General features: G+C 59.6%; 19 protein-coding genes. 8 read left to right on the top strand and 11 right to left on the bottom strand.

The window, feature by feature from the left end:
- Positions 1-317 precede the first annotated feature (317 nt).
- A complete protein-coding gene (locus tag A3GO_RS0109650; protein WP_029133220.1) occupies positions 318-644 on the bottom strand; it encodes a DUF4389 domain-containing protein in 327 nt (108 codons plus the stop codon).
- A 293-nt stretch (positions 645-937) separates the two neighbouring features.
- Between A3GO_RS0109650 and A3GO_RS23385 the strand changes: the two genes are divergently transcribed.
- Positions 938-2956 carry a bifunctional DedA family/phosphatase PAP2 family protein gene (locus tag A3GO_RS23385; RefSeq protein WP_051302088.1) on the top strand — a complete coding sequence of 673 codons (2019 nt, stop codon included), beginning with the start codon at positions 938-940 and terminating at the stop codon, positions 2954-2956.
- A gap of 8 nt (positions 2957-2964) precedes the next feature.
- Here the strand turns inward: A3GO_RS23385 and A3GO_RS0109660 are convergent, their stop codons facing one another.
- Genes A3GO_RS0109660 through A3GO_RS23390 form a run of 3 tightly spaced genes read right to left on the bottom strand, consistent with a single transcriptional unit; the run spans position 2965 to position 5473 of the window.
- Positions 2965-3576: a flavin prenyltransferase UbiX gene (locus tag A3GO_RS0109660; protein ID WP_029133221.1), complete on the bottom strand. Its 612-nt coding sequence runs from the start codon at positions 3574-3576 to the stop codon at positions 2965-2967.
- A 12-nt stretch (positions 3577-3588) separates the two neighbouring features.
- The gene (mpl, locus tag A3GO_RS0109665) at positions 3589-4953 is read right to left on the bottom strand and encodes a UDP-N-acetylmuramate:L-alanyl-gamma-D-glutamyl-meso-diaminopimelate ligase (RefSeq protein WP_029133222.1); all 1365 of its coding nucleotides are present in this window, start codon (positions 4951-4953) and stop codon (positions 3589-3591) included.
- 1 nt (position 4954) lies between these two features.
- A complete protein-coding gene (locus A3GO_RS23390; protein ID WP_051302090.1) occupies positions 4955-5473 on the bottom strand; it encodes a hypothetical protein in 519 nt (172 codons plus the stop codon).
- A gap of 156 nt (positions 5474-5629) precedes the next feature.
- On the opposite strand from A3GO_RS23390, the gene rnd reads away from it, so the two are divergent.
- Positions 5630-6793, top strand: coding sequence for a ribonuclease D (gene rnd, locus A3GO_RS0109675; protein WP_029133223.1), 1164 nt, complete (start codon positions 5630-5632; stop codon positions 6791-6793).
- 8 nt (positions 6794-6801) lie between these two features.
- On the top strand, positions 6802-7017 hold the full coding sequence (locus A3GO_RS0109680) for a hypothetical protein (protein WP_029133224.1): 216 nt from the start codon (positions 6802-6804) through the stop codon (positions 7015-7017).
- A gap of 103 nt (positions 7018-7120) precedes the next feature.
- Here A3GO_RS0109680 and lnt read toward each other — a convergent pair whose 3' ends face one another.
- Genes lnt through miaB form a run of 5 tightly spaced genes read right to left on the bottom strand, consistent with a single transcriptional unit; the run spans position 7121 to position 12308 of the window.
- On the bottom strand, positions 7121-8644 hold the full coding sequence (gene lnt, locus A3GO_RS23395) for an apolipoprotein N-acyltransferase (protein WP_245621704.1): 1524 nt from the start codon (positions 8642-8644) through the stop codon (positions 7121-7123).
- Positions 8634-9494, bottom strand: coding sequence for an HlyC/CorC family transporter (locus A3GO_RS0109690; RefSeq protein ID WP_029133225.1), 861 nt, complete (start codon positions 9492-9494; stop codon positions 8634-8636). The genes lnt and A3GO_RS0109690 overlap by 11 nt, the downstream gene beginning before the upstream one ends.
- Positions 9491-9955 carry an rRNA maturation RNase YbeY gene (gene ybeY / locus A3GO_RS0109695; protein ID WP_029133226.1) on the bottom strand — a complete coding sequence of 155 codons (465 nt, stop codon included), beginning with the start codon at positions 9953-9955 and terminating at the stop codon, positions 9491-9493. Before ybeY ends, A3GO_RS0109690 begins: the two co-directional genes overlap by 4 nt.
- Entirely contained in the window at positions 9952-10965 is a 1014-nt protein-coding gene (locus A3GO_RS0109700; protein WP_245621705.1) for a PhoH family protein, read from the bottom strand. The genes ybeY and A3GO_RS0109700 overlap by 4 nt, the downstream gene beginning before the upstream one ends.
- The gene (gene miaB, locus A3GO_RS0109705) at positions 10962-12308 is read right to left on the bottom strand and encodes a tRNA (N6-isopentenyl adenosine(37)-C2)-methylthiotransferase MiaB (RefSeq protein WP_029133228.1); all 1347 of its coding nucleotides are present in this window, start codon (positions 12306-12308) and stop codon (positions 10962-10964) included. Before miaB ends, A3GO_RS0109700 begins: the two co-directional genes overlap by 4 nt.
- 213 nt (positions 12309-12521) lie before the next feature.
- On the opposite strand from miaB, the gene A3GO_RS25325 reads away from it, so the two are divergent.
- From A3GO_RS25325 to egtD, 3 genes are all read left to right on the top strand, one after another.
- A complete protein-coding gene (locus A3GO_RS25325; RefSeq protein ID WP_051302091.1) occupies positions 12522-14600 on the top strand; it encodes a putative bifunctional diguanylate cyclase/phosphodiesterase in 2079 nt (692 codons plus the stop codon).
- 101 nt (positions 14601-14701) lie between these two features.
- Entirely contained in the window at positions 14702-15940 is a 1239-nt protein-coding gene (egtB, locus tag A3GO_RS0109715) for an ergothioneine biosynthesis protein EgtB (protein ID WP_029133229.1), read from the top strand.
- The gene (gene egtD, locus A3GO_RS0109720; RefSeq protein WP_029133230.1) at positions 15940-16896 is read left to right on the top strand and encodes an L-histidine N(alpha)-methyltransferase; all 957 of its coding nucleotides are present in this window, start codon (positions 15940-15942) and stop codon (positions 16894-16896) included. Before egtB ends, egtD begins: the two co-directional genes overlap by 1 nt.
- 312 nt (positions 16897-17208) lie before the next feature.
- Here egtD and A3GO_RS0109725 read toward each other — a convergent pair whose 3' ends face one another.
- Together A3GO_RS0109725 and A3GO_RS26105 are read right to left on the bottom strand one after the other, a co-directional pair.
- Positions 17209-17625, bottom strand: a complete 417-nt coding sequence (locus tag A3GO_RS0109725; RefSeq protein ID WP_029133231.1) for a hypothetical protein — start codon at positions 17623-17625, stop codon at positions 17209-17211.
- A 53-nt stretch (positions 17626-17678) separates the two neighbouring features.
- On the bottom strand, positions 17679-17828 hold the full coding sequence (locus A3GO_RS26105) for a hypothetical protein (RefSeq protein ID WP_157606776.1): 150 nt from the start codon (positions 17826-17828) through the stop codon (positions 17679-17681).
- Between the two features lie 240 nt (positions 17829-18068).
- Between A3GO_RS26105 and rsmA the strand changes: the two genes are divergently transcribed.
- Both rsmA and lon read left to right on the top strand, forming a co-directional pair.
- Complete coding sequence (gene rsmA / locus A3GO_RS0109735; RefSeq protein ID WP_029133232.1) at positions 18069-18875, top strand: 16S rRNA (adenine(1518)-N(6)/adenine(1519)-N(6))-dimethyltransferase RsmA; 807 nt, start codon at positions 18069-18071, stop codon at positions 18873-18875.
- A 96-nt stretch (positions 18876-18971) separates the two neighbouring features.
- The gene (gene lon, locus A3GO_RS0109740; protein WP_029133233.1) at positions 18972-21356 is read left to right on the top strand and encodes an endopeptidase La; all 2385 of its coding nucleotides are present in this window, start codon (positions 18972-18974) and stop codon (positions 21354-21356) included.
- The last annotated feature ends 65 nt before the right edge of the window (positions 21357-21421 follow it).

The following is a 21421-nucleotide window of genomic DNA, read 5'->3' on the forward strand; positions in this document are numbered from 1 at the left end:
CACTGTCCCTGTGGCAAGGGGGAGCCTCTTGGTTCTGGTTTCCCAAGAAAACTCATTCGCGTGAGTGGTGAATGTTGCAGGATACTATCAGAAAGGCGGGGTATTAAGAATAGAGCCGAGCCAGAAGCAATTGGGGTAGGTATCTGATGGGGCGATGGTTATGCGTTCCCACGCGGAGCGTGGGAACGAGGGGGGGGGAGGGGGGGAGGGGAATTGCGCTGTTGTTACCTACCCTCCGTATGCATTCCCACGCAGAGCGTGGGAACGAGGGTAAGGGTACGAAGCAGGATTGCTCAGTGGAGCACCGCCTCCCCGCACTACTGCCCGTCCTGATACTCCATATCCTGATCCAGCTCCAGTGGCTCTTCCTCTGGCGGCGTATTGCGCCAGTCATCAAACGGGAACGGTTTGTGTTCGGTGTTGAAGACCAGGAACTGGTTGATGTCGTAGAGGTAGGTGCTGAGTCCCTGGCCAAATTTCCGCAGGGGTACATTGGTGGTGTCGTTAACGGCGACAAGGATAAACTGCACCACGGCGACGGCAAAGACAATGCCCTTGGCCAGTCCCATGATAAGCAAAAACAGCAGCATGTAGAGGCCGCGTATCCAGATATGATTGGTTGTTGGGGTTACTTCTTGAGTCATGTTGTACTTCCTTTCTGCAGAGTGTCTACAGATTAAGTGGGCCTCTTCCGGGCGATTCACAATAGCTGATTCAACCGCACTTCACGGCGGCTGTCTATGCTGGCTCAGATGACGACATTCACCCCACAACACCATGGACAACGGAAGCCACATGCCGGTAGTCTTCGTTTCGCTCCGCCGCGTTGCGGATTGGCGCAGCTGTCAACGTGCGAATTCATTCGGAATGACGTGAAGCGGGGGGAGCAGACAATGCAGATCATTACTGCAAAACAGGCTAGACTAGCCGCTGTCACATGGACATTACTGACTGGCTGATGACCGAGTTTTTTCAACAGATTCTGGAGTGGGTGACACTCCATCCCGGCTGGTCCTACAGCGTGATTTTTCTCACCGCCATGGCTGAGTCACTGGCCATTGTCGGGCTGATTGTGCCCGGCGTGGCGGTCATGTTCGGCATCGGTGCACTGATCGCCAGTGGCGCTATCGCCTTCTGGCCGGCTATGGGTTGGGCGGTGGCCGGAGCGGTGGCGGGCGATAGCCTGAGCTTCTGGCTGGGACATCATTACCAGGAGCGGCTGACCTCGATCTGGCCGTTCAGCCGCCACCCGGAGTCACTGCAGCGCGGCGTCGACTTCTTCCAGAAATATGGCGGCAAGAGCGTCGCCCTGGGCCGCTTCTTTGGCCCGATCCGCGCCGTCATCCCGCTGATTGCGGGCATGATGGGCATGACACCACTGCGCTTTGTGGTGGCCAATGTGCTCTCGGCCCTGGCCTGGGCACCACTCTACCTGCTGCCGGGCATTGTCTTCGGCGCCTCCCTGGAGCTGGCCTCCGAGGTGGCGATGCGGCTGGTGATCCTGGCCCTGTTGCTGCTGTTTTTCACTTGGCTGGTGTACAACCTGATCCGCTGGCTGTTCCGGCGGCTGCACCCCCACACCACCCGCTGGGTGCAGTGGCTGCTGGCGTGGGGGCAGGCCCATCCGGTGATGGGCGAGATCGCCGGCGCCCTGGCCGATCCCAACCATCCGGAGACTCGCGGACTATCAATCCTTGCCAGCCTGCTGGTGGTCACCTCCATCCTGTTTGTGCTGCTGGTCGGACTGCTTCCCGAGGGTGGCGTACACACCACTATCGACCTCACGGTGCTGCAGACGTTGCAGAGCCTGCGCTCTCCCTGGGCCGATGAGCTGATGGTCTATTCCACCCGGCTGGCAGATACCGGCGTCATGATCGCCCTGTCCGTGGGCGTGTTGCTGTTCCTGTTTTTAAGCGGGCATCGCCGCACCGCCGGCTACTGGCTGGCCGCCGTACTGTTCAGCAGCCTCTCCGCCTATCTGCTGAAGCTGGGCATGCAGATTTCACGTCCGGATGTTATCGCACAGCGTCCTGGCTCCTTTTCATTTCCCAGCGGCCACACCCTCTACTCGGTGGTGCTGTACGGTTTTCTCTCGGTCCTGATCGCCCGCCCGCTGCCGGATCGCTGGCGCTGGCTCCCGTATAGCCTGGCCGGACTGCTGATTCTGGCGGTGGCCACATCCCGGCTCTATCTTGGGGTGCACTGGCTCTCCGACGTGGCCGGCAGCATCACCCTGGGACTCGCCTGGGTGGCCCTGCTGGGGCTTGCCTATCACCGCCATGCCGCCAAAGAGACCCACTGGCCCCGGCTGGTACTGGTCTCACTGCTGGTGACGACCGCTGGCTTCGGCATGGAGACCGTGCTGCACCATGAACGCAATATGGCCCGCTATGAGCCGGCCCGAACAATCCAGCAGATCGACGCAGGCAACTGGTGGGTGGGGGCCGACACCTCGCTGCCGACATTTCGCGCCGATCTCAGAAACCGCGAGGAGCATCCGCTGAACCTGCAATTTGCCGGTTCTCTGGAGTGGTTTGCCCGGCAACTCACCGCCACCGGGTGGACGGCGGCTAACCGCCTCAACGGGACCGACTGGCTGCGCCTGCTCTCTCCCGCGCAACCGCTACAGGCATTGCCGGTGCTGCCACAAGTGCATGACGGACGCCATGAAGTGCTGATGCTGGAGAAGCCGCTACCGAATGACCGGCGACTGGTACTGCGGTTCTGGGCCACCGATTACCGTCTGCGGGGAAGTGAAACACCGCTCTGGGTCGGTAATATCAGCGAACAGCGACAGGTCAAGCTGATCGGCTTCATCACCTATGCCCAGACGGCGCCCAACTTTAATCAGGCACTGGAGCTGTTACGAAGGGACCTGCAGCCACTCAGCGGCGGCGAGGTTCAGGACAGGGGGACAGCGCTGAAGATCCGGCAGACCGCTCCTGAGTCATTATAGGGAAGCGGCTATTGCCCCCAGGGGCGATTCAGCGGGTTGTCGATACCGAGATGACTCAACACCCGCGCCACCATGAAATCCACCAGATCAGCGACCGCCTGCGGCCGGTTATAGAAGCCCGGGCTGGCCGGCATGATCACCACGCCGAGGCGGGAGAGTTTCAGCATATTCTCCAGGTGGATGGGTGAGAATGGCGTCTCCCGCACCATCAGGATCAGCTTACGCTGCTCCTTCAGCACCACATCAGCAGCGCGCTCGATCAAGTTGTTGCTGGCACCACTGGCGATAGCGGAAAGGGTGCCGGTGCTGCAGGGACAGATCACCATCGCCTCGGGCGGATTGGAGCCACTGGCCACCGGCGCGGTCCACTGCTCACGCCCGAATACCCGCACCTGCCCCTCCACCGCACCCAGGTATTCCCGCAGCATCGCCTCCGCCTCCGCAGGTCGCGAAGGAAAACTGAGCGCAGTCTCCATGGGCATTACCACCTGCGCCGCCTTGGAAACCATCAGATAGACCTGCCGGTTCGCCTGCACCAGAGACTCCAGCAGGCGCAAGGCATAGGGCGCGCCGGAGGCGCCGGTGATAGCCAGGGCGATGGGTTTGGTGGATTGATGCATCATGGCTAAAGATTAGTTCCTGCTGGACAGGGCATCCAGCAGACGCTGGTGAATCTGCTCAAAGCCGCCGTTGCTCATGATCAACACCCGGTCACCCGGGGCCACTTCAGCGACCAGGGTCTGGATGATCTCTTCCACACCCCCGAACACCCGAGCCGTGTTGCCCAGGGGCGCGAATACCGCCGCGGCATTCCAATCCAGCGATTCCGGCGAATAGACCAGCACCCGGTCAGCCGCTGCCAGTGACGCAGGCAGTTGCCCGGCATGCACGCCCATGCGCATGGTGTTGGAACGCGGCTCCAGCACGGCAAAGATACGCGCCTCGCCAACCTGGGCACGCAGGCCGCCAAGCGTGGTTTCGATGGCCGTCGGGTGATGGGCAAAATCGTCATACACCTGCACGCCATCCACCTCTCCGCGCAGCTCCATACGCCGTTTCACATTGCGAAATTCCGCCAGCGCCTCAATCGACACGGCCGGCGTCACCCCCACATGCCGGGCCGCCGCAATGGCAGCCAGGGCATTGCTGATACTGTGCCGGCCGGTCAACTCCCAGGCCACCTCACCCACCGGTTCACCATCGCACAGCAGGGTAAAACGGCTGCCATCCGGCGTGATCGGACGGGCACCCCAGTAAGCCGTAGTGTCGGCGGAGAAACGCTCCAGCGGAGTCCAGCAACCCATCTCCAGCACCTCGTCCATGGCTTGCTCCCCCTCGGGGGCGATGATCAGGCCGCTGCCCGGCACGGTGCGTACCAGGTGATGAAACTGGCGCTGGATCATGGCCAGGTCATCGAAGATGTCGGCGTGATCAAACTCCAGGTTGTTCATGACCAGGGTGCGCGGGTGGTAGTGGACAAACTTGGAACGCTTATCGAAAAAGGCGGTATCGTACTCATCCGCCTCCACCACGAAAAACGGCGTTCCGCCGATGCGCGCCGAGAGGCCGAAGTTGAGTGGCACGCCGCCGATCAGAAAGCCCGGCTCCATGCCGGCGTACTCCAGAATCCAGGCCAGCAGACTGGCGGTACTGGTCTTGCCGTGGGTCCCGGCCACCGCCAGCACCCACTTCTCCTGCAGCACCTGTTCGGCCAGCCACTGGGGACCGGAGGTATAGGGCAGGCCCGCGTCCAGCATATACTCTACCGCCGGGTTGCCGCGGGACAGGGCGTTGCCCACCACCACGCAATCCGGGGCCGGCATCAGGTGAGCGGGGTCGTAGCCCTCGCGCAACTGAATGCCCGCCGCCTCCAGCTGGGTACTCATGGGCGGATAGACGTTGGCATCGGACCCACTCACCTCATGACCGAGCGCCCGGGCCAACAGGGCAACGCCACCCATAAAGGTGCCGCAGATGCCGAGTATATGGATATGCATCTCAACTACTCCTTGGAAAAATCAGTTCCACCAACCAGTTGATCAGCATGAAATACCCGATGGAAAGCAGCATGCCGTTGCCGAAGCGGATCTCGAAGGTGTGACGCAGTATGTGCGCCATCACGACCATACCCCAGATCACCAGCATCACGTAGAACAGCACGCCCAGCCCACCCAGCGGCGACACCCGGGGATCATCGCCGATCATAAGTTGCAACGGCATAGCCACCAGATTGATCAGTACCCCACAACCGAACAGCGCGCTGATTGCCTGGGTGAAACGTCCCGTGTGTCGCTGATAGTTCAACGCCAGCCGCACCAGCAGCGCCAGCAGCGCCAGATCCATCAATTGGGCCAGCAGCGCCGGCACGACACTATTGAAGTGGCCGACAATCACAATGGTGCCGGTCAACAGATTCAGTAACAGGGTAAAGGTCACCAGAAACGAGGCGACCGGCAGATCCTGGGGCGCCGCGCGCAGCAGACAGATATCCACAAACAGATTGATTAACCTTTTCACTAACGCCCTGCCTTCCAATTGTTGCGGCCAGGTCCTGCGCCCGCCCGGCTCAGGACAAAATCAGTCCCATCATACCTTTTGGCCGAAAACAGACAAACAGATGACGAGGATTTGTTATGCTTGCCCTCCCACACTTCGCATCCATGAATGGTCCTTATGCTGGAACGCCACATACAAAACGAACAACAACTGAGCGAGCTGTGCGAGCAGCTGGCGCAAAGCCCCTGGCTCGCCCTGGATACCGAGTTCGTCCGTGAGAAGACCTACTACCCGCAGTTCTGCCTGCTGCAGATCAGCAACGGCGACATCGCCGCCAGTGTCGATCCGATTCAGATCAAGGAGCTGCAGCCACTGCTGGATCTGCTCTATGACGAGAACATCGTCAAGGTGTTCCACGCCGGCCGCCAGGACCTGGAGATTTTTCACCACCTCTGGGGCAGACTCCCCACTCCGCTGTTCGATACCCAGCTGGCCGCCTCCCTGCTCGGCCTGGGAGATCAGGTCGGCTACGGCAATCTGGTGGAGAAGCTGCTCAACCAGAGCCTGGAGAAGGGTCACACGCGCACCGACTGGTCACGCCGGCCACTGGATGAAGCACAGCTGCGCTATGCCCTGGATGATGTGATCTACCTGGGAGAACTCTACCTCACGCTAAAACAGCGGTTGCAGGCAGAAGGACGCGAGGGCTGGCTGCGGGATGATTTTGACCAGCTGGCCAATCCCGACACCTACAGCAACCCGCCACAGGAGGCGTGGAAGCGGATCAAGGGGCGGCAACAACTCAAAGGCGTGCAACTGGCAGTGCTACAGGCACTGGCGGCCTGGCGCGAGCGGGAGGCGCAACAGGCCAACCGGCCAAAGCGCTGGATTCTCAAGGATGAAGTGCTGGCGGACCTGGCCCGGCGCCAGCCAAAGGCGCTGGATCAACTGGAGAAGATCCGCGGCCTCGAACCCGGTGCCATCAAGCGACGCGGCGAACTGCTGCTGAAACTGATCGCCGACGCCAGGGCGCTGCCCAGGGAGCAGTGGCCCAGGGACAAGCGCCGAGCCGTCCGGCTCACGCCCAACCAGGAGGCCCTGACCGATATGCTGTACGGTTGCCTGCGGCTGCTGGCGGAGCAGAACAACATCACCCCGGCCGCCCTGGCCGGGCGCAAGGAGATCGAGGCCCTGGTCAGTGGCGAGCGGGAACTGGAGATCCTGCACGGCTGGCGCCGGGTGATTGCAGGCAACCGGCTGCTACAGGTGCTGGACGGAAAATACTGGCCGGAGCTGGACGATGGTCAGGTGATATTGTCCGAACGGAGTCCGGACGCCTGAGCGCTGCGATGATTCAAAGACTCAAACCGCCCCTCCGGCTATTCACCCTGACCGCCCTGTCGGTTACCGCCTGTTCAGAGCAACCCAGCACAGCGCCAGTCGACCCGCTGGAACGCCAGCTTGACACCCGGCAGGAAGTGCTGCACCAGACCCGCGAGGTGATCCGTTACCTGGAGGAAGAAGAGCGGTTGCGGCGGGAGCAACTGAACAGCAGGGCGGATTAGCAGGCGGGATCAGAGTCAAACCACCGGTGGCACAACCAATAACCTCGTTACGCTGAGCGGTTTGACTCCAACCCCTCGATATTAGGGAAGAGGCCGCCTCATTCTATAACCGACGGCGTCTTCCAAACCTAAACAGGGCGCCACCGACCACCAGGCATGAAAACAGCACCACTCCCCAGTTACCGATCCGCACATAGGGGGTCGCCCCCTGCATGGGGATGATCTCGCCGCTCAGCACATGCCGCTGAAAAGCCGGGGAAAAATCCCGCACCTTGCCTTTCGGGTCGATCAGCGCGGAGATGCCGGTATTGGTAGAGCGCAGCAGGTAGCGCCCGCTCTCCAGGGCGCGCATGCGGGCAATCTCCAGATGCTGGGAAGGTGCCAGCGAGTCGCCAAACCAGGCATCATTGCTGGCATTGACCAGGAACGCCGCCTGCGGCAGGGCCTCGATCACCTCTTCACCAAAGGCATCCTCATAGCAGATTGAGATACCGGCCCAGTAGCCGGCCACTCGCAGCAGCGGGCGAGTCGAATCACCGGCGGTGAAATCGGACATGGGTATCTGCAGCCAGTCGATCAGCGGGCGCAGCCACGCCTTCAGCGGCATGAACTCGCCAAACGGCACCAGGTGACGCTTGGCATAGCTGCCCCGCTCCTGTCCCAGGCTGATCATGCTGTTGTAGTAGGCGCCACTCTCAACGTCCCACATCGGTATGCCGATCAACAGGGCGCTCTGGTTGGCCAGCGCCTCTTCTGTGAGGGGCCGCAGCAACAGCTCCTCCACCTGATGGGCGAACGCCGGCACCGCCGTCTCCGGCCAGATGATCAGGTTGCTCTGCCAGTTTTCACGAGTCAGGCCGGTATAGAGGTCCAGGGTCGGGCGCAGCGAGTCTCGCCGCCACTTCGCCTCCTGCGCGATATTGCCCTGAATCATGCTCACCTTGAGCGGCGGCCCCGCCGGCTCGGTCCAGGTCACCAGGCTTAGCAACAGGCCTCCACCCCACAGCAGCGCCAGGCCGCAGGCCAGCCAGAGACGGCCGGTGACCGCCGGACTCAGCAGGCGGAACAGCAGCACCGCACTCAACAGCAGCAGCCAGCTGACACCGTAGACGCCGAACAGCGCGGCATAACCAGCCAGGGGTGAATCGATCTGGGAGTAACCGAGCAGCAGCCAGGGGAAGCCGGTGAGAATCCAGCCGCGCAGCCACTCCCCCAGCACCCAGAGTGAGGGAACCAACCCGAACAGCCACCAGCCACCCATCCCGGCCTGCCACAACCGTGCAGTCAACCAGCCCACCAGTCCGTAATAGAGCGCGATGGCCAGCACAAACAGCAGAGTGATGGCCATCGCGGCGGCGGTCCCCATATTGCCGAACTGATCGATACTGATATGCAGCCAGAACACCCCGAAGCCGAGCAGCCCGAGCCCGTAGGCCCAACCGCTCTGAAAGCCGAACCGGGGGGTGGCGTCACGCCATAGCCACAGCAACAGCAACGGTCCGGCCAAGGCCAGCGGATAGAGGGAAAAGGGGGCGAAGGCAAGCACCGACAGGGCGCCCGCCGCAAAGGCGGCCGTTAACCGCCACGGTGACTTGGACTTAAACCACTGAACCAGACTAAAGGGCACTATCCAGTTGGCGCGGCAACAGCCGGATATTCAGCAGATGGATGCGCCGGCTGTCGGCGCGCAGCACCTCAAAGCGGAAGCGGTCGATCTCCGCCACCTCGCCGCGCTTGGGCAGATGTCCCAGGGACTGGGTGACCAGGCCGGCGATGGTGTCGAACTCCTCGTCCGGAAAATCGCTTTCGAAGTAGTCGTTGAACTCGTCGATGGAAGTGCCCGCCTTGGCGGTGAACTCGGTCTCGCTGCGCTTCAGAATAGTGGTCCCTTCATCGAAATCGTGCTCGTCCTCGATCTCGCCGACAATCTGTTCCAGTACATCCTCGATAGTGACCAGGCCGTCGGCGGCCCCGTACTCGTCCACCACGATGGCCATGTGGCTGCGGCTGGCGCGGAACTCGTTGAGCAGCACGTTAAGCCGCTTGCTGGCCGGCACGAAGACCGCCGCCCGCAGCACATCGCGGATATCGAAACGGCGTTTCTGCTCACCGAAGTAAGTCAGCAGATCCTTGGCCAGTAGAATCCCCTCCACCTCGCCCTTGTCGTCGCCGATGACCGGGAAACGGGAGTGTGCAGAGTCGATGACGATAGGCAGAATGGCTTCCAGCGGGGCATCCCGCTCGATCACCACCATGTGGGCGCGGGGGATCATGATATCCCGCACCCGCAGCTCGGAAACCTGCAGCACCCCCTCCATCATGGAGAGCGCCTCGGTATCCAGAAGGGCGCGGCGTTTGGCGTCCCTGAGCAGTTGAATCAGTTGTTCTCTGTTTTCCGGTTCGTTGCCGAAGGCCTGTAACATTTTTTTCAGCCAGGACCTGGGCATCGAACCGTTGGTAGTGCCGTCGCTACTCATAGTTCCCTTTCAGATTGGTATGGATCGGGGAATCCCAGGGATTCCAGGATCTCCACTTCGAGGCCCTCCATCACTTCGGCCTCCTGTTCATTAATATGATCAAATCCGAGCAGATGCAACACCCCGTGCACCAGCAGGTGCGCCCAGTGTGCTTGCGGCGGCTTGTCCTGGGCGAGCGCCTCTTCAGTTACCACCGGGGCGCAGATAACCAAATCGCCCAGCAGATCGCTCTCCACCACCGCAGGCGCCTCGAACGGGAAGGAGAGCACGTTGGTCGGCTTGTCCTTGCCGCGATACTCCCGGTTCAACTGCCGGCTCTCCTCCCGGTCGACAATCCGCACTACCAGCTCCGCCTGGTCCAGCCGCCCGTTCAGCGCCGCCTCGGCCCAGGACTGAAACTGCATAGCTCCCGGGATACCGTCATCTTCCACGACACGCTGGACCTCCAGTTGCAGGTTCACAGCTTATCCTGGTTTTTGTCGAAATTGTCGTAGGCGCCCACCACCTTCTGTACCAGGGGATGGCGCACCACATCGCGGGCGTTGAAGAAGGTGAAGCTGATCCCTTCCACATCCTTCAGCACCTCGATCGCCTGACGCAGTCCCGACACATGGCCCCGGGGCAGGTCCACCTGGGTCACGTCGCCGGTAATCATGGCGGTCGAACCGAAACCGATACGGGTAAGGAACATCTTCATCTGCTCGGGGGTGGTGTTCTGTGCCTCGTCGAGGATGATAAAGGCATCGTTCAGGGTGCGCCCGCGCATGTAGGCCAGCGGGGCCACTTCGATCACATTGCGTTCAATCAGCTTGGCCACCCGCTCGAAACCGAGCATCTCATACAGCGCGTCATACAGGGGGCGCAAATAGGGATCGATCTTCTGCGCCAGATCCCCCGGCAAGAAACCGAGCCGTTCGCCCGCCTCCACCGCCGGTCGCACCAGCAGAATCCGCCGCACCTGGTCCCGCTCCAGGGCATCCACCGCGCAGGCCACGGCCAGATAGGTCTTGCCGGTGCCGGCCGGGCCGATGCCGAAATTAAGGTCGTGGGTGACCGCCTTATGCAGGTACTCCTGCTGATTGACGCCACGCGGCCGGATCAGGCCACGGCGGGTCTTGATCACCACTTCGGGGACCGTACTCTTGGCCAGTTCGCTGAGCAGGGCATCGATCCCCGACTCCTGCAGATAGAGATGAATGGACTCGGGAGTCAGTACTTCCTGCCGAGCCTGCTGATAGAGCGCCTGCAGCACTTCACCGGCGGCGGCGATCGCCTCCGGTTCGCCCAGCAGCTTGAAATGATTGCCACGATAGTTGATCTCGATACCAAGCCGGCGCTCGATCTGGCGCAGATGCTCATCCAGCTGACCACAGAGGTTGGCCAGCAGCTGATTATCTTCCGGAGTCAACGACAGTTCGAGGGCTTTGGGGTGGGCGGACACGGATTCAGTCCTGGAGGCAGCCTTGGTCATGCGGATCGGGCCAACCCCTCGTCAATGAGTTCTCCCCGCAGGGAGTTGGGCAAGGCCTCGGTGATGCGGATATCCACAAACTGGCCGATCAGCCCCTCGGGACCGTCGAAATTGACCACCCGATTGTTCTCGGTGCGGCCAGCTAACTGCTGCCGGTCCTTCTTGGCGTGCCGCTCTACCAGCACCCGCTGTACGCTGCCCACCATGCGACGGCTGATCTGCTGGGCCATCTCCGTGATTCGCTGCTGCAACCGCTCCAGCCGCGCCTGCTTGACCGCCAGCGGCACATCATCCGGCAGTTCGGCGGCCGGCGTGCCGGGCCGGGCGCTGTAGATGAAGCTGAAAGAGTGGTCAAAGCCGATCTGCTCGATCAGGTTCATGGTGTGCTCAAAATCCTGCTCGGTCTCACCGGGGAAACCGATAATGAAATCGGACGAAAGACTGAGGTCGGGCCGCAGTTCCCGCAGCCGGCGGATCTTGGCCTTGTAGTCGAAGGCGGTGTGGCCGCGCTTCATCATCGCCAGCACCCGGTCGGAACCACTCTGCACCGGCAGATGCAGGTGACTCACCAGCTCCGGGACCTCGCCATAGACGGCAATCAGGCTGTCGGAAAATTCCAGCGGATGGGAGGTGGTGAAACGGATGCGGTCGATACCGTTGATGGCTGCCACATACTGGATCAGCAGTGCCAGGTCGGCGATCGAACCGTCATCCATCACACCCCGGTAGGCGTTGACATTCTGCCCCAGCAGATTGACTTCGCGCACCCCCTGGGCGGCCAGCGCGGCGATCTCGGCCAGCACATCGTCAAACGGTCGGCTGATCTCCTCACCCCGGGTATAGGGCACCACACAGAAGGTGCAGTACTTGGAACACCCCTCCATGATGGAGACAAAGGCGCTGGGGCCGTCGGAACGGGGTTCCGGCAGCCGGTCGAACTTTTCGATTTCCGGGAACGAGATATCCACCACCGGCGCCCGCTCGCGCCGGGCGGTATCCAGCATTTCCGGCAGGCGGTGCAGGGTCTGGGGGCCGAACACCAGGTCTACATAGGGGGCACGCTCACGGATCGCATCCCCTTCCTGACTGGCGACACAGCCGCCGACACCGATCACCAGGTCGGGGCGCTGCTCCTTCCAGGGACGCCAGCGTCCCAGTTGGGAGAACACCTTCTCCTGCGCCTTTTCACGTATCGAGCAGGTGTTGAGCAGCAGCAGATCAGCCTCTTCGGGGCGGTCGGTCAGGGTATAGCCGTGAGACTCCCTGAGCAGGTCCGACATCTTGTCGGAGTCGTACTCGTTCATCTGACAGCCAAAAGTCTTGATATAGAGTTTGCCGGGCATTCGGTTCGTTAAAATATAGGGCGCCAAAGGCGCGGTAGCTTACCTTCTATACTAGCTTTTTTCCAGATAATTGGGGTATCCGCTCAAGGTTGGGCCAACTCAGCCGTTACAAAAGCAGAGATTAATGCCTAAGCTTACCCCTACGGCCCGGTAGTTTTGGGTTATTCAGCAGAGGGACCCTCTGAATCAACGTACCGCTGACAGGCATGGAATATGCGCTACAACACCCCCCTTACAGAGCATGCACTGAGCCAGCAGGTCCAGCTGCTGTACGCCAACGCCCTGCCAGCCAATCTGACCGTGGCCACCATCTCCATCCTGCTTTCCATCAGTCTCTGGGACAAGCTGGACCACCAACTGCTGATCGCCTGGAATAGCGCCATTCTCTTCTTCGTCGGCCTGCGCACCTACCTGCTGGTGCGTCACGCACAGACACCAAAAAGTCACTCGCCAGCGACCTGGGGACGCCGCTATGTGTTCCAAACACTGCTGGTGGGGATCGCCTGGGGGAGTCTGGCTCCGTTGATGCTCACCTCCGATGACCCGTTCGTCCACTTTGTGATTTTTCTGGTCATATTCGGCACCATTTCGGTCGCCGTCCCGGTGCTTGCCGCCAGACTGCCCGCTTTTTTTGCCTATGTACTGCCGCAATCGTTAATCCTGGTGATGGTACTGCTGATCCAGAGTACCCACTGGAGTCTGTTGCTGAGCGTTGCCACCCTGATCTACACCGCATTGCTCGCCGCCACTGGCCGCAACATGAGCAGGCAGATCCGCCGATCCATCGAACTGGAGACCCACAACCAGTCCTTGATTGATCATCTGAGCAGTGAAGTGACCCGACGCAAAGCGGCACAGGAAGCACTGGAACAGCACCAATCGCAACTGGAGGACCAGGTGGGACTACGCACCCGGGAGCTGACCTGGACCAACGAGAACCTGGAAAAGCAGATCAGCATCCGTAAACAGGTGGAAAAAAGCCTGAAACACCTGGCCCATCACGATACCCTGACCAATCTTCCCAACCGGCTGCTGCTGGACGCCCGATTGGAACACGCCATCAAGCATGCCCGGCGCAATCAAGGCCAACTGGCCGTGCTGTTTCTGGATCTGGACAATTTCAAGCATATCAACGACAGCCTGGGCCACGCGACGGGTGACCGGGTATTGCAGCATGTCACCCGGCGCCTGCTCTCGATCACCCGGGAAGACGACACCATAGCCCGGCTTGGCGGCGATGAGTTTGTCCTCCTGATGGAGGAGATCAGGGACACCACCGATGTCATCTGTCTCGCCCAGAAGATCCTGGACAAGATCAATGAGCGTTTCGAGATCAACGGCCAGTCGATCTTTATCGGTTGCAGTATCGGCATCAGCCTCTACCCGCAGGATGGGGACAGAGGCGAAACACTGCTGAGAAATGCCGATGCCGCCATGTACCGCACCAAGGACGAAGGGCGTAACAGTTACAACTTCTATGCCGAGGAGATGACCGCCTCCGCCTATGACCGGATCACGCTGGTGGGGAGTCTCGGACGCGCCATCGAAAAAGACGAGCTGGCCGTCTATTACCAGCCGCAAAAGTCTCTCACGAATGGACGCTTTGTGGGACTGGAGGCGCTGGTGCGCTGGAACCACCCGGAATTGGGCGTTCTTCCGCCGGCTCGCTTTCTGCCGGTTGCGGAGGCCTCCGGGCTGATTGTTCCCCTCGGCAACTGGGTATTGCGAAACGCCTGCCGCCAGATGGTGACCTGGCAACGCAACGGACTGCCCATCGACACCATTTCAGTCAACCTGGCGGGCAAACAGATCCGCCGGGATGATCTGGTGGTGAATATCGCCAGAATACTTGAAGAAACCGGCTGCCGACCCGAATGGCTGGAACTGGAAGTGACCGAAGGTTTCATTATGAGTGAAACTCACGCCTCGATCGATGCCCTGCGCGGGCTGCGCGACATGGGTATTCAACTGGCGATCGATGACTTCGGCACCGGCTACTCATCCCTCAGCTATCTGAAAAAACTGCCCATCAACCGACTCAAAATTGACCGCTCCTTTGTCCGTGACCTGGCCGAGGACAACGATGACGCTGCCATCGTCAAGGCCATTATCAGCCTGGGTAAAAGCCTCCAACTGGCGATCATCGCCGAAGGCGTGGAAACCGTTTTCCAGGAAAACTTCCTCCGGGAACTGGGGTGCGAAATGGGTCAGGGTTACCTCTACAGTCCGCCGATCCCAACCGGCCAGATCGAATCCCTGGTGAACCGCCACAATAAACGCAAGTCCGCCTGAACAGAATTCGCCCCCCGCTACTGCGTCCCCAGGGTATTCCTCCATCACCGGCAATTTAGTCTATGGTTACCTGAAAGACCGAAGACTGCAGGTTATTCTATATGGGCAGGGAGACGCTCCTGCAAGAGTACCGTCGTACCAGGGGTTTCAGCGAACAGCTGTGCCAGCCACTGGCCATTGACGATTACCAGATCCAATCCATTACCGAGACCAGCCCACCCAAGTGGCATCTGGCCCATGTCAGCTGGTTTTTTGAAACCTTTGTCCTGAACCATTTCAAGCCGGATCATGTCCCGTTCAACCCTGACTTTCACTACCTGTTCAACAGCTATTACTACACCATTGGTGCCATGCACCCGCGCCCCCGGCGCGGCCTGCTGTCACGCCCCACCCTGGAACAGGTACTGGAATATCGCCATCACGTTGATACGCAGGTGGAGAAGCTGATCGGCAATAGCAGCGACACCGACATGGAAGCCCTCACCTTCCGTATTACTCTGGGATTGCACCACGAACAACAGCACCAGGAACTACTGCTGATGGATATCAAGCACAACTTCTCGGTGAATCCGCTCAAGCCCGCCTATCGGGACGATCTTCAGCCACCACAAGGGGAAGCCCCAGCGGTCCATTGGCTGGAACAGGAGGGCGGACTGCACTCCATCGGCCACGGTGGTAACGGCTTTGCCTACGACAATGAAACACCCCGCCACTCCGTACTGATCTATGACCACCGGTTGGCCGATCGCCTGGTGACCAACGCGGAGTACCTGGAGTTCATAGAGGACGGGGGTTATTGCAACCCCGCGCTCTGGCTCTCCGACGGCTGGGCCAGGCTGCAGCAAGAGGGATGGCGGCAGCCGCCGTACTGGCAATCAGGGGATGACAGATGGACCCAATTCACCCTGGCCGGGGAGCGCCGGCTTAACCCCCATGAACCGGTCTGTCATGTCAGTTTTTACGAAGCCGATGCCTACGCCCGCTGGGCCGGCAAACGACTGCCCCGGGAGGAGGAGTTGGAGCTGATACTGGCTGAGCTGCCAGTTGCGGGCAATTTTGTCGACAGCGGCCTGCTGCATCCGGCTCCGGCCGATAACGCGGGTCAATGGTATGGTGATCTCTGGGCCTGGACCGCCTCACCTTACAGCCCCTATCCCGGCTTCAGGCCACTTGCCGGCTCCATGGGCGAATATAACGGCAAATTCATGTCCAGCCAGATGGTATTGCGCGGCGGCAGTTGCGCCACCTCCGCCAGACATATGCGTCCTGGCTACCGTAACTTTTTCTATCCCCATGAACGCTGGATGTTCTCCGGCCTGCGGTTGGCAGAGGATGCCTGATGGCCAAAAGAATCACTTTCCACGACCACAAGCCTAAGGCTCTGAGCCTGCAGGAGGCGGTGATTCAGGGCCTCTTGGGCAAGCCCAAATCGATCCCACCGAAGTTTTTTTATGACGAACGGGGCTCGGCCCTGTTCGCCGCCATCTGTGAACAGCCGGAATACTACCCACCGGATATCGAACAGGCGATGCTCGGCCGACTGGCCGAAGAGATCGCCGAACTGACCGGCACCGGGCGCGTCATAGTCGAACCCGGTGCCGGCTCTGCCGCCAAGATCCGGCTGCTGCTGGACGTCCTGAAACCGACCGCCTATGTACCGATGGATATCTCCTGTGAATTCCTCAAGGAGGCTGCATGCGCGCTGGTCGACGAGTTTCCCTGGCTGCCGGTGCATGCCACCTGTGTTGACTTTACTCACTCGCTGCCAATACCGGAAACGGTCTCCACGGGCCCCCGGCTCGCCTTCTTTCCCGGTTCAAGTATCGGTAATTTCACCCCCGAAACCGCCTGTCAGTTCCTCGCCATGGTGCACGACAAGATCGGCCGGGACGGCATGCTGCTGATTGGGGTCGATACGAAAAAAGATCCCCGTATCCTGGACGCGGCCTATAACGATGCCGCCGGCGTCACCGCCGCCTTCAATCTCAACCTGCTGCACCGGATACGCAACGAGACCGGGATCGAGTGCAACCCGCAGAACTTTGAACACCGGGCCTTCTACAACGGCGATCAGGGGCGTGTGGAGATGCATCTGGTCAGCCGCTGCCGGCAGACGCTGCGCCTGAACGGCTACCGCTTCGAATTTGGCGAAGGCGAAACCGTGCATACTGAGAACTCATACAAATACACACCGGAAGAGTTTATTGCCCTGACCGCGAACGTCGGGCTCGATCTGCAACAGTTCTGGCTGGGTGAGCAGGACCTGTTTGCACTCTACCTGTTTGGTAGCCGGTAACCTTTGATTAAGCCGTTCGTAGTTTTACTGCCATCATGATTTAACAGCCATAGCGAATTGCTCCAGTCAACGTCCACCGCTTTGCGCGGTGGGCATTCGCACAGATGGCATTGATAATAACCACCGGGGAAGGAGCGCTTTGCAGAAGCCAGGAGGTTGTCGGGCTTGACCGATCGTAGCGAGGGAAAGCCGGTTTGAGACAGATTTTTTGATCTTTCGAGGCGAATAGTGGACCTATTCAACGAGGAAGATCGGAAAATATGGCTAAATCCGGCTTTTCCACAGTAGATCAGTGTTAAGTCTGACAGGCTCCTAGAGCCCGACCTGAACCCCGTGTCGACTCAGCCAGTCCCGGTCCAACTCCCAGCGCACGCGCTTCGCCTTACCTGACTCCAGGACAATGGCCATAGCCCGTTTCTGCACCCGGGCCAAATCCTGCTGTGCCTGCATAAGATCCGGATTATCCTGCGCCCGATTTGCCAATGGAGGAAACAATATCCCCAGTGCCCGGTAGACCGGAAAATCACTGGAGCGCGGACTGCTCATCGTCGCCACACCATCATGCAGCGCCAGTACCTGAAACCGGTATGGATAGGCGGCCACGTCACTATCCTGTTCGAGGAGTGCGTTCAAGTCCGCAACCAGCGGATCCTCATACAGCGCCCAACCGAGAAAAACGATCAGAATCAGGCCGAGGGTAATTGAGTAGTTTCTGGTAAATCTGTCCATTGACCGGGTTCCGATATTTTATACGTTTGGGGCTCCTGCGGTCAGGGGCCGCATCACTCAACAATAAGTTTCCCGACACAATGGGCAGTGCGCGCTTCAAACACCGGCGCAAGCTCGTTGATACGCGACATCAATGGGGCCACCTTGATTTCGGTTGCCATCATTGATTCCTGAACAGAGGGACGGCCTTCCTGTTTATTCAAACAAATAATTCTTGAGTGATATAGTAAGAATCTGTCTGCCGACGTCATTGATAACTCGCAATGAATAAAGCAGATACGAAGAAAATGGCCAGATCAGGTGTTATGATCCAAGCCTCATCGACAGACTTCCTGATTTTCTGATCCGGACTTGAAGCCGCTCCAGGCAGATATGCAACCGGGTTCGTTTATTCGCTGGATTTACCTATAGCTTCATATATGCAGATAAGATGAATGATAACCATGAGTACCCACTCGAATCATAAGGCCAAGAAAAGATTCGGTCAGAATTTTCTGCACGATCCGGGGGTGATCCAGCGGATTATCGCCTGCATCCATCCAAAGAGTGACGAACATCTGGTGGAGATAGGCCCCGGACAGGGCGCGATCACCCGGGAGCTGCTGAAATGTACCGGCCGGCTGGACGCGGTGGAACTGGACCGGGACCTGATTCATCCCCTGGCCGTCAGCTGTGCTGACCTGGGCGAGCTGAACATCTATAACAGTGACGCACTCAAGTTCGATTTCTCCCAACTCGCCCTGGATGGTCGTCCGTTGCGCCTGGTGGGCAACCTGCCCTACAACATCTCGACGCCGATCCTGTTCCACCTGCTGCAGTACGCCGATGTCATCCGCGACATGCACTTTATGTTGCAAAAGGAGGTTGTCGACCGGATGGCCGCCGGGCCGGGCAGTAAAACCTATGGCCGACTGTCGGTGATGATGCAGGCGTGGTGTCAAATCGAAGCGTTATTCGAGATAGGGCCCGGTGCGTTTAAACCTGCACCCAAGGTGGATTCGGCTATCGTACGTCTGATCCCATACACCGAACCATCCCACACCATCGATGATACGGTGTATTTCTCGCGACTGGTCACCAGCGCCTTTGCCCAGCGCCGCAAAACCCTGCGTAACAGTCTCGGCAAACTGATGCACGCCGACCAGATAACCGCCGCCGGGATCGACCCGTCACTCAGGGCGGAGCGGCTCTCCCTGGCCGATTTCGTGCGGCTTTCCAATCTGGCTTGCAAAACCGCGCCGTCAGCCTGATATAACTTAATTGGATGAGAATGTAATAACCCGGGAACCCACAACCTGTCGCGACCCATACACAGCGGCAGGACAATATCAAAGAGCAGAAAAAAAATGAATGACGACGCGATTGACGCCGAAGCCCTTGACATCATTTCCGAAAATGTACTGGCCCGTCAGGGCGATGTACTGCCCGGCGTGATTCACCTGTTGCCGGTCACAACCCGCCCCTTCTTCCCCGGACAGGCGGTTCCGTTGTTGATGAACGATGAACATTGGGAACAGACCGTCTCTGCCTCTTATGAATCCGGACAGGCCATACTGGGTATCGTCATGACCGACGCCTCTACCTCGGAAGAGGCGGTACCGAGTGACTTCCGCCGCATCGGCACCGCCTGCAAAATCCATCGCGTGCAGAAAGTGGAAGGACGCCTGCAGGTGCTGGTTGAGTGCCTGCAGCGTTTCAAAATCGAGAGTTTTGTCGCAAGGCGCGCCCCGTTTCGGGCCCAGGTCAGCTACTTCACGGAAGAGTCTTCGACGCCCAGTGATGAGATCAAGGCGTATGCCATGGCGGTTATCAACACCATCAAGGAACTGGTACCGCTGAACCCGCTGTACGGCGAGGAGCTGCGCATATTTCTTGACCGGCTGGGACCGGATGATCCCTCCCACCTGGCCGACTTTGCCGCCAGCCTGACCACGGCCGACCGTTTCCAGCTCCAGGAGATACTGCAGGAGATCGAGTTGTTGCCACGCATGGAAAAGGTCCTGCTGTTGCTCAACAAAGAGCTGGAACTGGCCAAGGCACAAAACGAAATCCGCAAGACGGTTGAGGACAAGATCAACACCCATCAACGGGAGTTTTTCCTGCGTGAACAGCTCAAGGCAATTCAGCAGGAGCTGGGGCTGGAAAAGGACGATCGCACCGCCGAACTGGACAAGTTCAAGGAACGGCTTGAAGCGCTGGTGCTGCCGGAGGCGGTCGGCAAGCGGCTGGATGAAGAGATGCAGAAGCTGTCGATCCTGGAGACCGGCTCACCGGAGTATGCCCTGACCCGCAACTATATCGACTGGATCACCCTGCTGCCATGGGGCAAGCACAGTCAGGACAAACTCAATCTGGCCCAGGCGCGCAAGGCGCTGGATAAAGATCATTATGGGCTGGATGATGTCAAGAAGCGCATTCTTGAGTTTCTTGCGGTCGGCATGATGAAAGGTGAAGTCAGCGGCTCGATTATTCTGCTGGTGGGTCCACCCGGTGTCGGCAAGACCTCCATCGGCAAATCGATTGCCGACGCCCTGGGACGCGCCTTCTATCGCTTCTCGGTCGGCGGCATGCGCGACGAGGCGGAAATCAAGGGCCACCGACGCACCTATATCGGCGCCATGCCGGGTAAATTTATCCAGGCAATGAAGGAGGTGGAGACCGCCAACCCGGTCATCATGCTGGACGAGATCGACAAGATCGGCGCCTCCTTTCACGGCGATCCGGCCTCGGCCCTGCTGGAGGCGCTGGACCCGGAGCAGAACAGCGATTTTCTAGATCACTACCTGGACCTGAGATTCGACCTCTCCAAGGTGCTGTTTGTCTGTACCGCGAACCAACTGGACACCATTCCTGCGCCGTTGCGTGATCGCATGGAAATCATCCCGCTCTCCGGCTACATCGCGCAGGAGAAGTTGCAGATCGCCCGCAAGTACCTGCTGCCGCGGCAACTGAAGCGGGCCGGCCTGAAACGCAACCAGCTGAAACTCAATACGGAGGCTCTGAAGGCGATCATAGAGGGTTATGCCCGGGATGCCGGCGTTCGGCGGCTGGAAAAACAGATCGGCAAGATCGTGCGCAAGGCGGTGGTACGAATCCTGGACAAGGAACCGATGCCGATAGTGGTTGAGGAATCGGACCTGAAGGAGTACCTGGGCAGTCCGATTTTTCGCGATGAACGCAATCTGACCGGACCTGGCGTGGTCACCGGACTGGCCTGGACGGCCATGGGCGGGGCCACCTTGAGCGTCGAGGCCGTTCGAACCCACAGTTACACCCGGGGCTTTAAACTGACTGGCCAGCTAGGAGAGGTGATGCGGGAATCCGCCGAAATCGCCTATGGCTATATCGTCGCCAATGCCGAACGACTGGGGGCCGATGCGGATTTCTTTGAAAACAGCTTCATCCATCTGCATGTACCTGCCGGCGCCACTCCGAAGGACGGACCCAGCGCCGGTATCACCATAGCGTCCGCCCTGCTGTCACTGGCACGCAACCAGCCAGTCAGAAATATCGCCATGACCGGCGAACTGACCCTGACCGGCCACGTCTTCCCGATTGGCGGGGTGCGGGAAAAGATGATTGCGGCGCGGCGCGCCCGCATCCGGGAACTGATCCTACCGGAGGAGAATCGGGGCGAGTACGAAGAGGTACCCGAACATATTCGAAAAGGCATTAAAGTCCATTTCGCCTGCAGTTTTGATGATGTCGCCCCCCTGTTGTTTAAAAAATAACCGCCAAGACGACAGTTAACCCAGATCAAGAATAACCGTAATCCAGGTTGACATATTTAGAAACC

Source organism: Sedimenticola selenatireducens DSM 17993, from assembly GCF_000428045.1.
Taxonomy (GTDB): Bacteria; Pseudomonadota; Gammaproteobacteria; order Chromatiales; family Chromatiaceae; genus Sedimenticola; species Sedimenticola selenatireducens.

Excerpts from the sequence above, each read along its gene's own strand:
- A3GO_RS0109725 (WP_029133231.1), bottom strand. The coding sequence starts at position 17,625 with ATGGACAGATTTACCAGAAACTACTCAATTACCCTCGGCCTGATTCTG.
- A3GO_RS23385 (WP_051302088.1), top strand. The coding sequence starts at position 938 with ATGGACATTACTGACTGGCTGATGACCGAGTTTTTTCAACAGATTCTG.
- A3GO_RS0109700 (WP_245621705.1), bottom strand. The coding sequence starts at position 10,965 with ATGACCAAGGCTGCCTCCAGGACTGAATCCGTGTCCGCCCACCCCAAA.
- miaB (WP_029133228.1), bottom strand. The coding sequence starts at position 12,308 with ATGCCCGGCAAACTCTATATCAAGACTTTTGGCTGTCAGATGAACGAG.
- rnd (WP_029133223.1), top strand. The coding sequence starts at position 5,630 with ATGCTGGAACGCCACATACAAAACGAACAACAACTGAGCGAGCTGTGC.
- A3GO_RS0109650 (WP_029133220.1), bottom strand. The coding sequence starts at position 644 with ATGACTCAAGAAGTAACCCCAACAACCAATCATATCTGGATACGCGGC.
- lon (WP_029133233.1), top strand. The coding sequence starts at position 18,972 with ATGAATGACGACGCGATTGACGCCGAAGCCCTTGACATCATTTCCGAA.
- rsmA (WP_029133232.1), top strand. The coding sequence starts at position 18,069 with ATGAGTACCCACTCGAATCATAAGGCCAAGAAAAGATTCGGTCAGAAT.
- A3GO_RS0109690 (WP_029133225.1), bottom strand. The coding sequence starts at position 9,494 with ATGAGTAGCGACGGCACTACCAACGGTTCGATGCCCAGGTCCTGGCTG.
- mpl (WP_029133222.1), bottom strand. The coding sequence starts at position 4,953 with ATGCATATCCATATACTCGGCATCTGCGGCACCTTTATGGGTGGCGTT.
- egtD (WP_029133230.1), top strand. The coding sequence starts at position 15,940 with ATGGCCAAAAGAATCACTTTCCACGACCACAAGCCTAAGGCTCTGAGC.
- egtB (WP_029133229.1), top strand. The coding sequence starts at position 14,702 with ATGGGCAGGGAGACGCTCCTGCAAGAGTACCGTCGTACCAGGGGTTTC.
- A3GO_RS25325 (WP_051302091.1), top strand. The coding sequence starts at position 12,522 with ATGCGCTACAACACCCCCCTTACAGAGCATGCACTGAGCCAGCAGGTC.
- A3GO_RS0109660 (WP_029133221.1), bottom strand. The coding sequence starts at position 3,576 with ATGCATCAATCCACCAAACCCATCGCCCTGGCTATCACCGGCGCCTCC.
- A3GO_RS0109680 (WP_029133224.1), top strand. The coding sequence starts at position 6,802 with ATGATTCAAAGACTCAAACCGCCCCTCCGGCTATTCACCCTGACCGCC.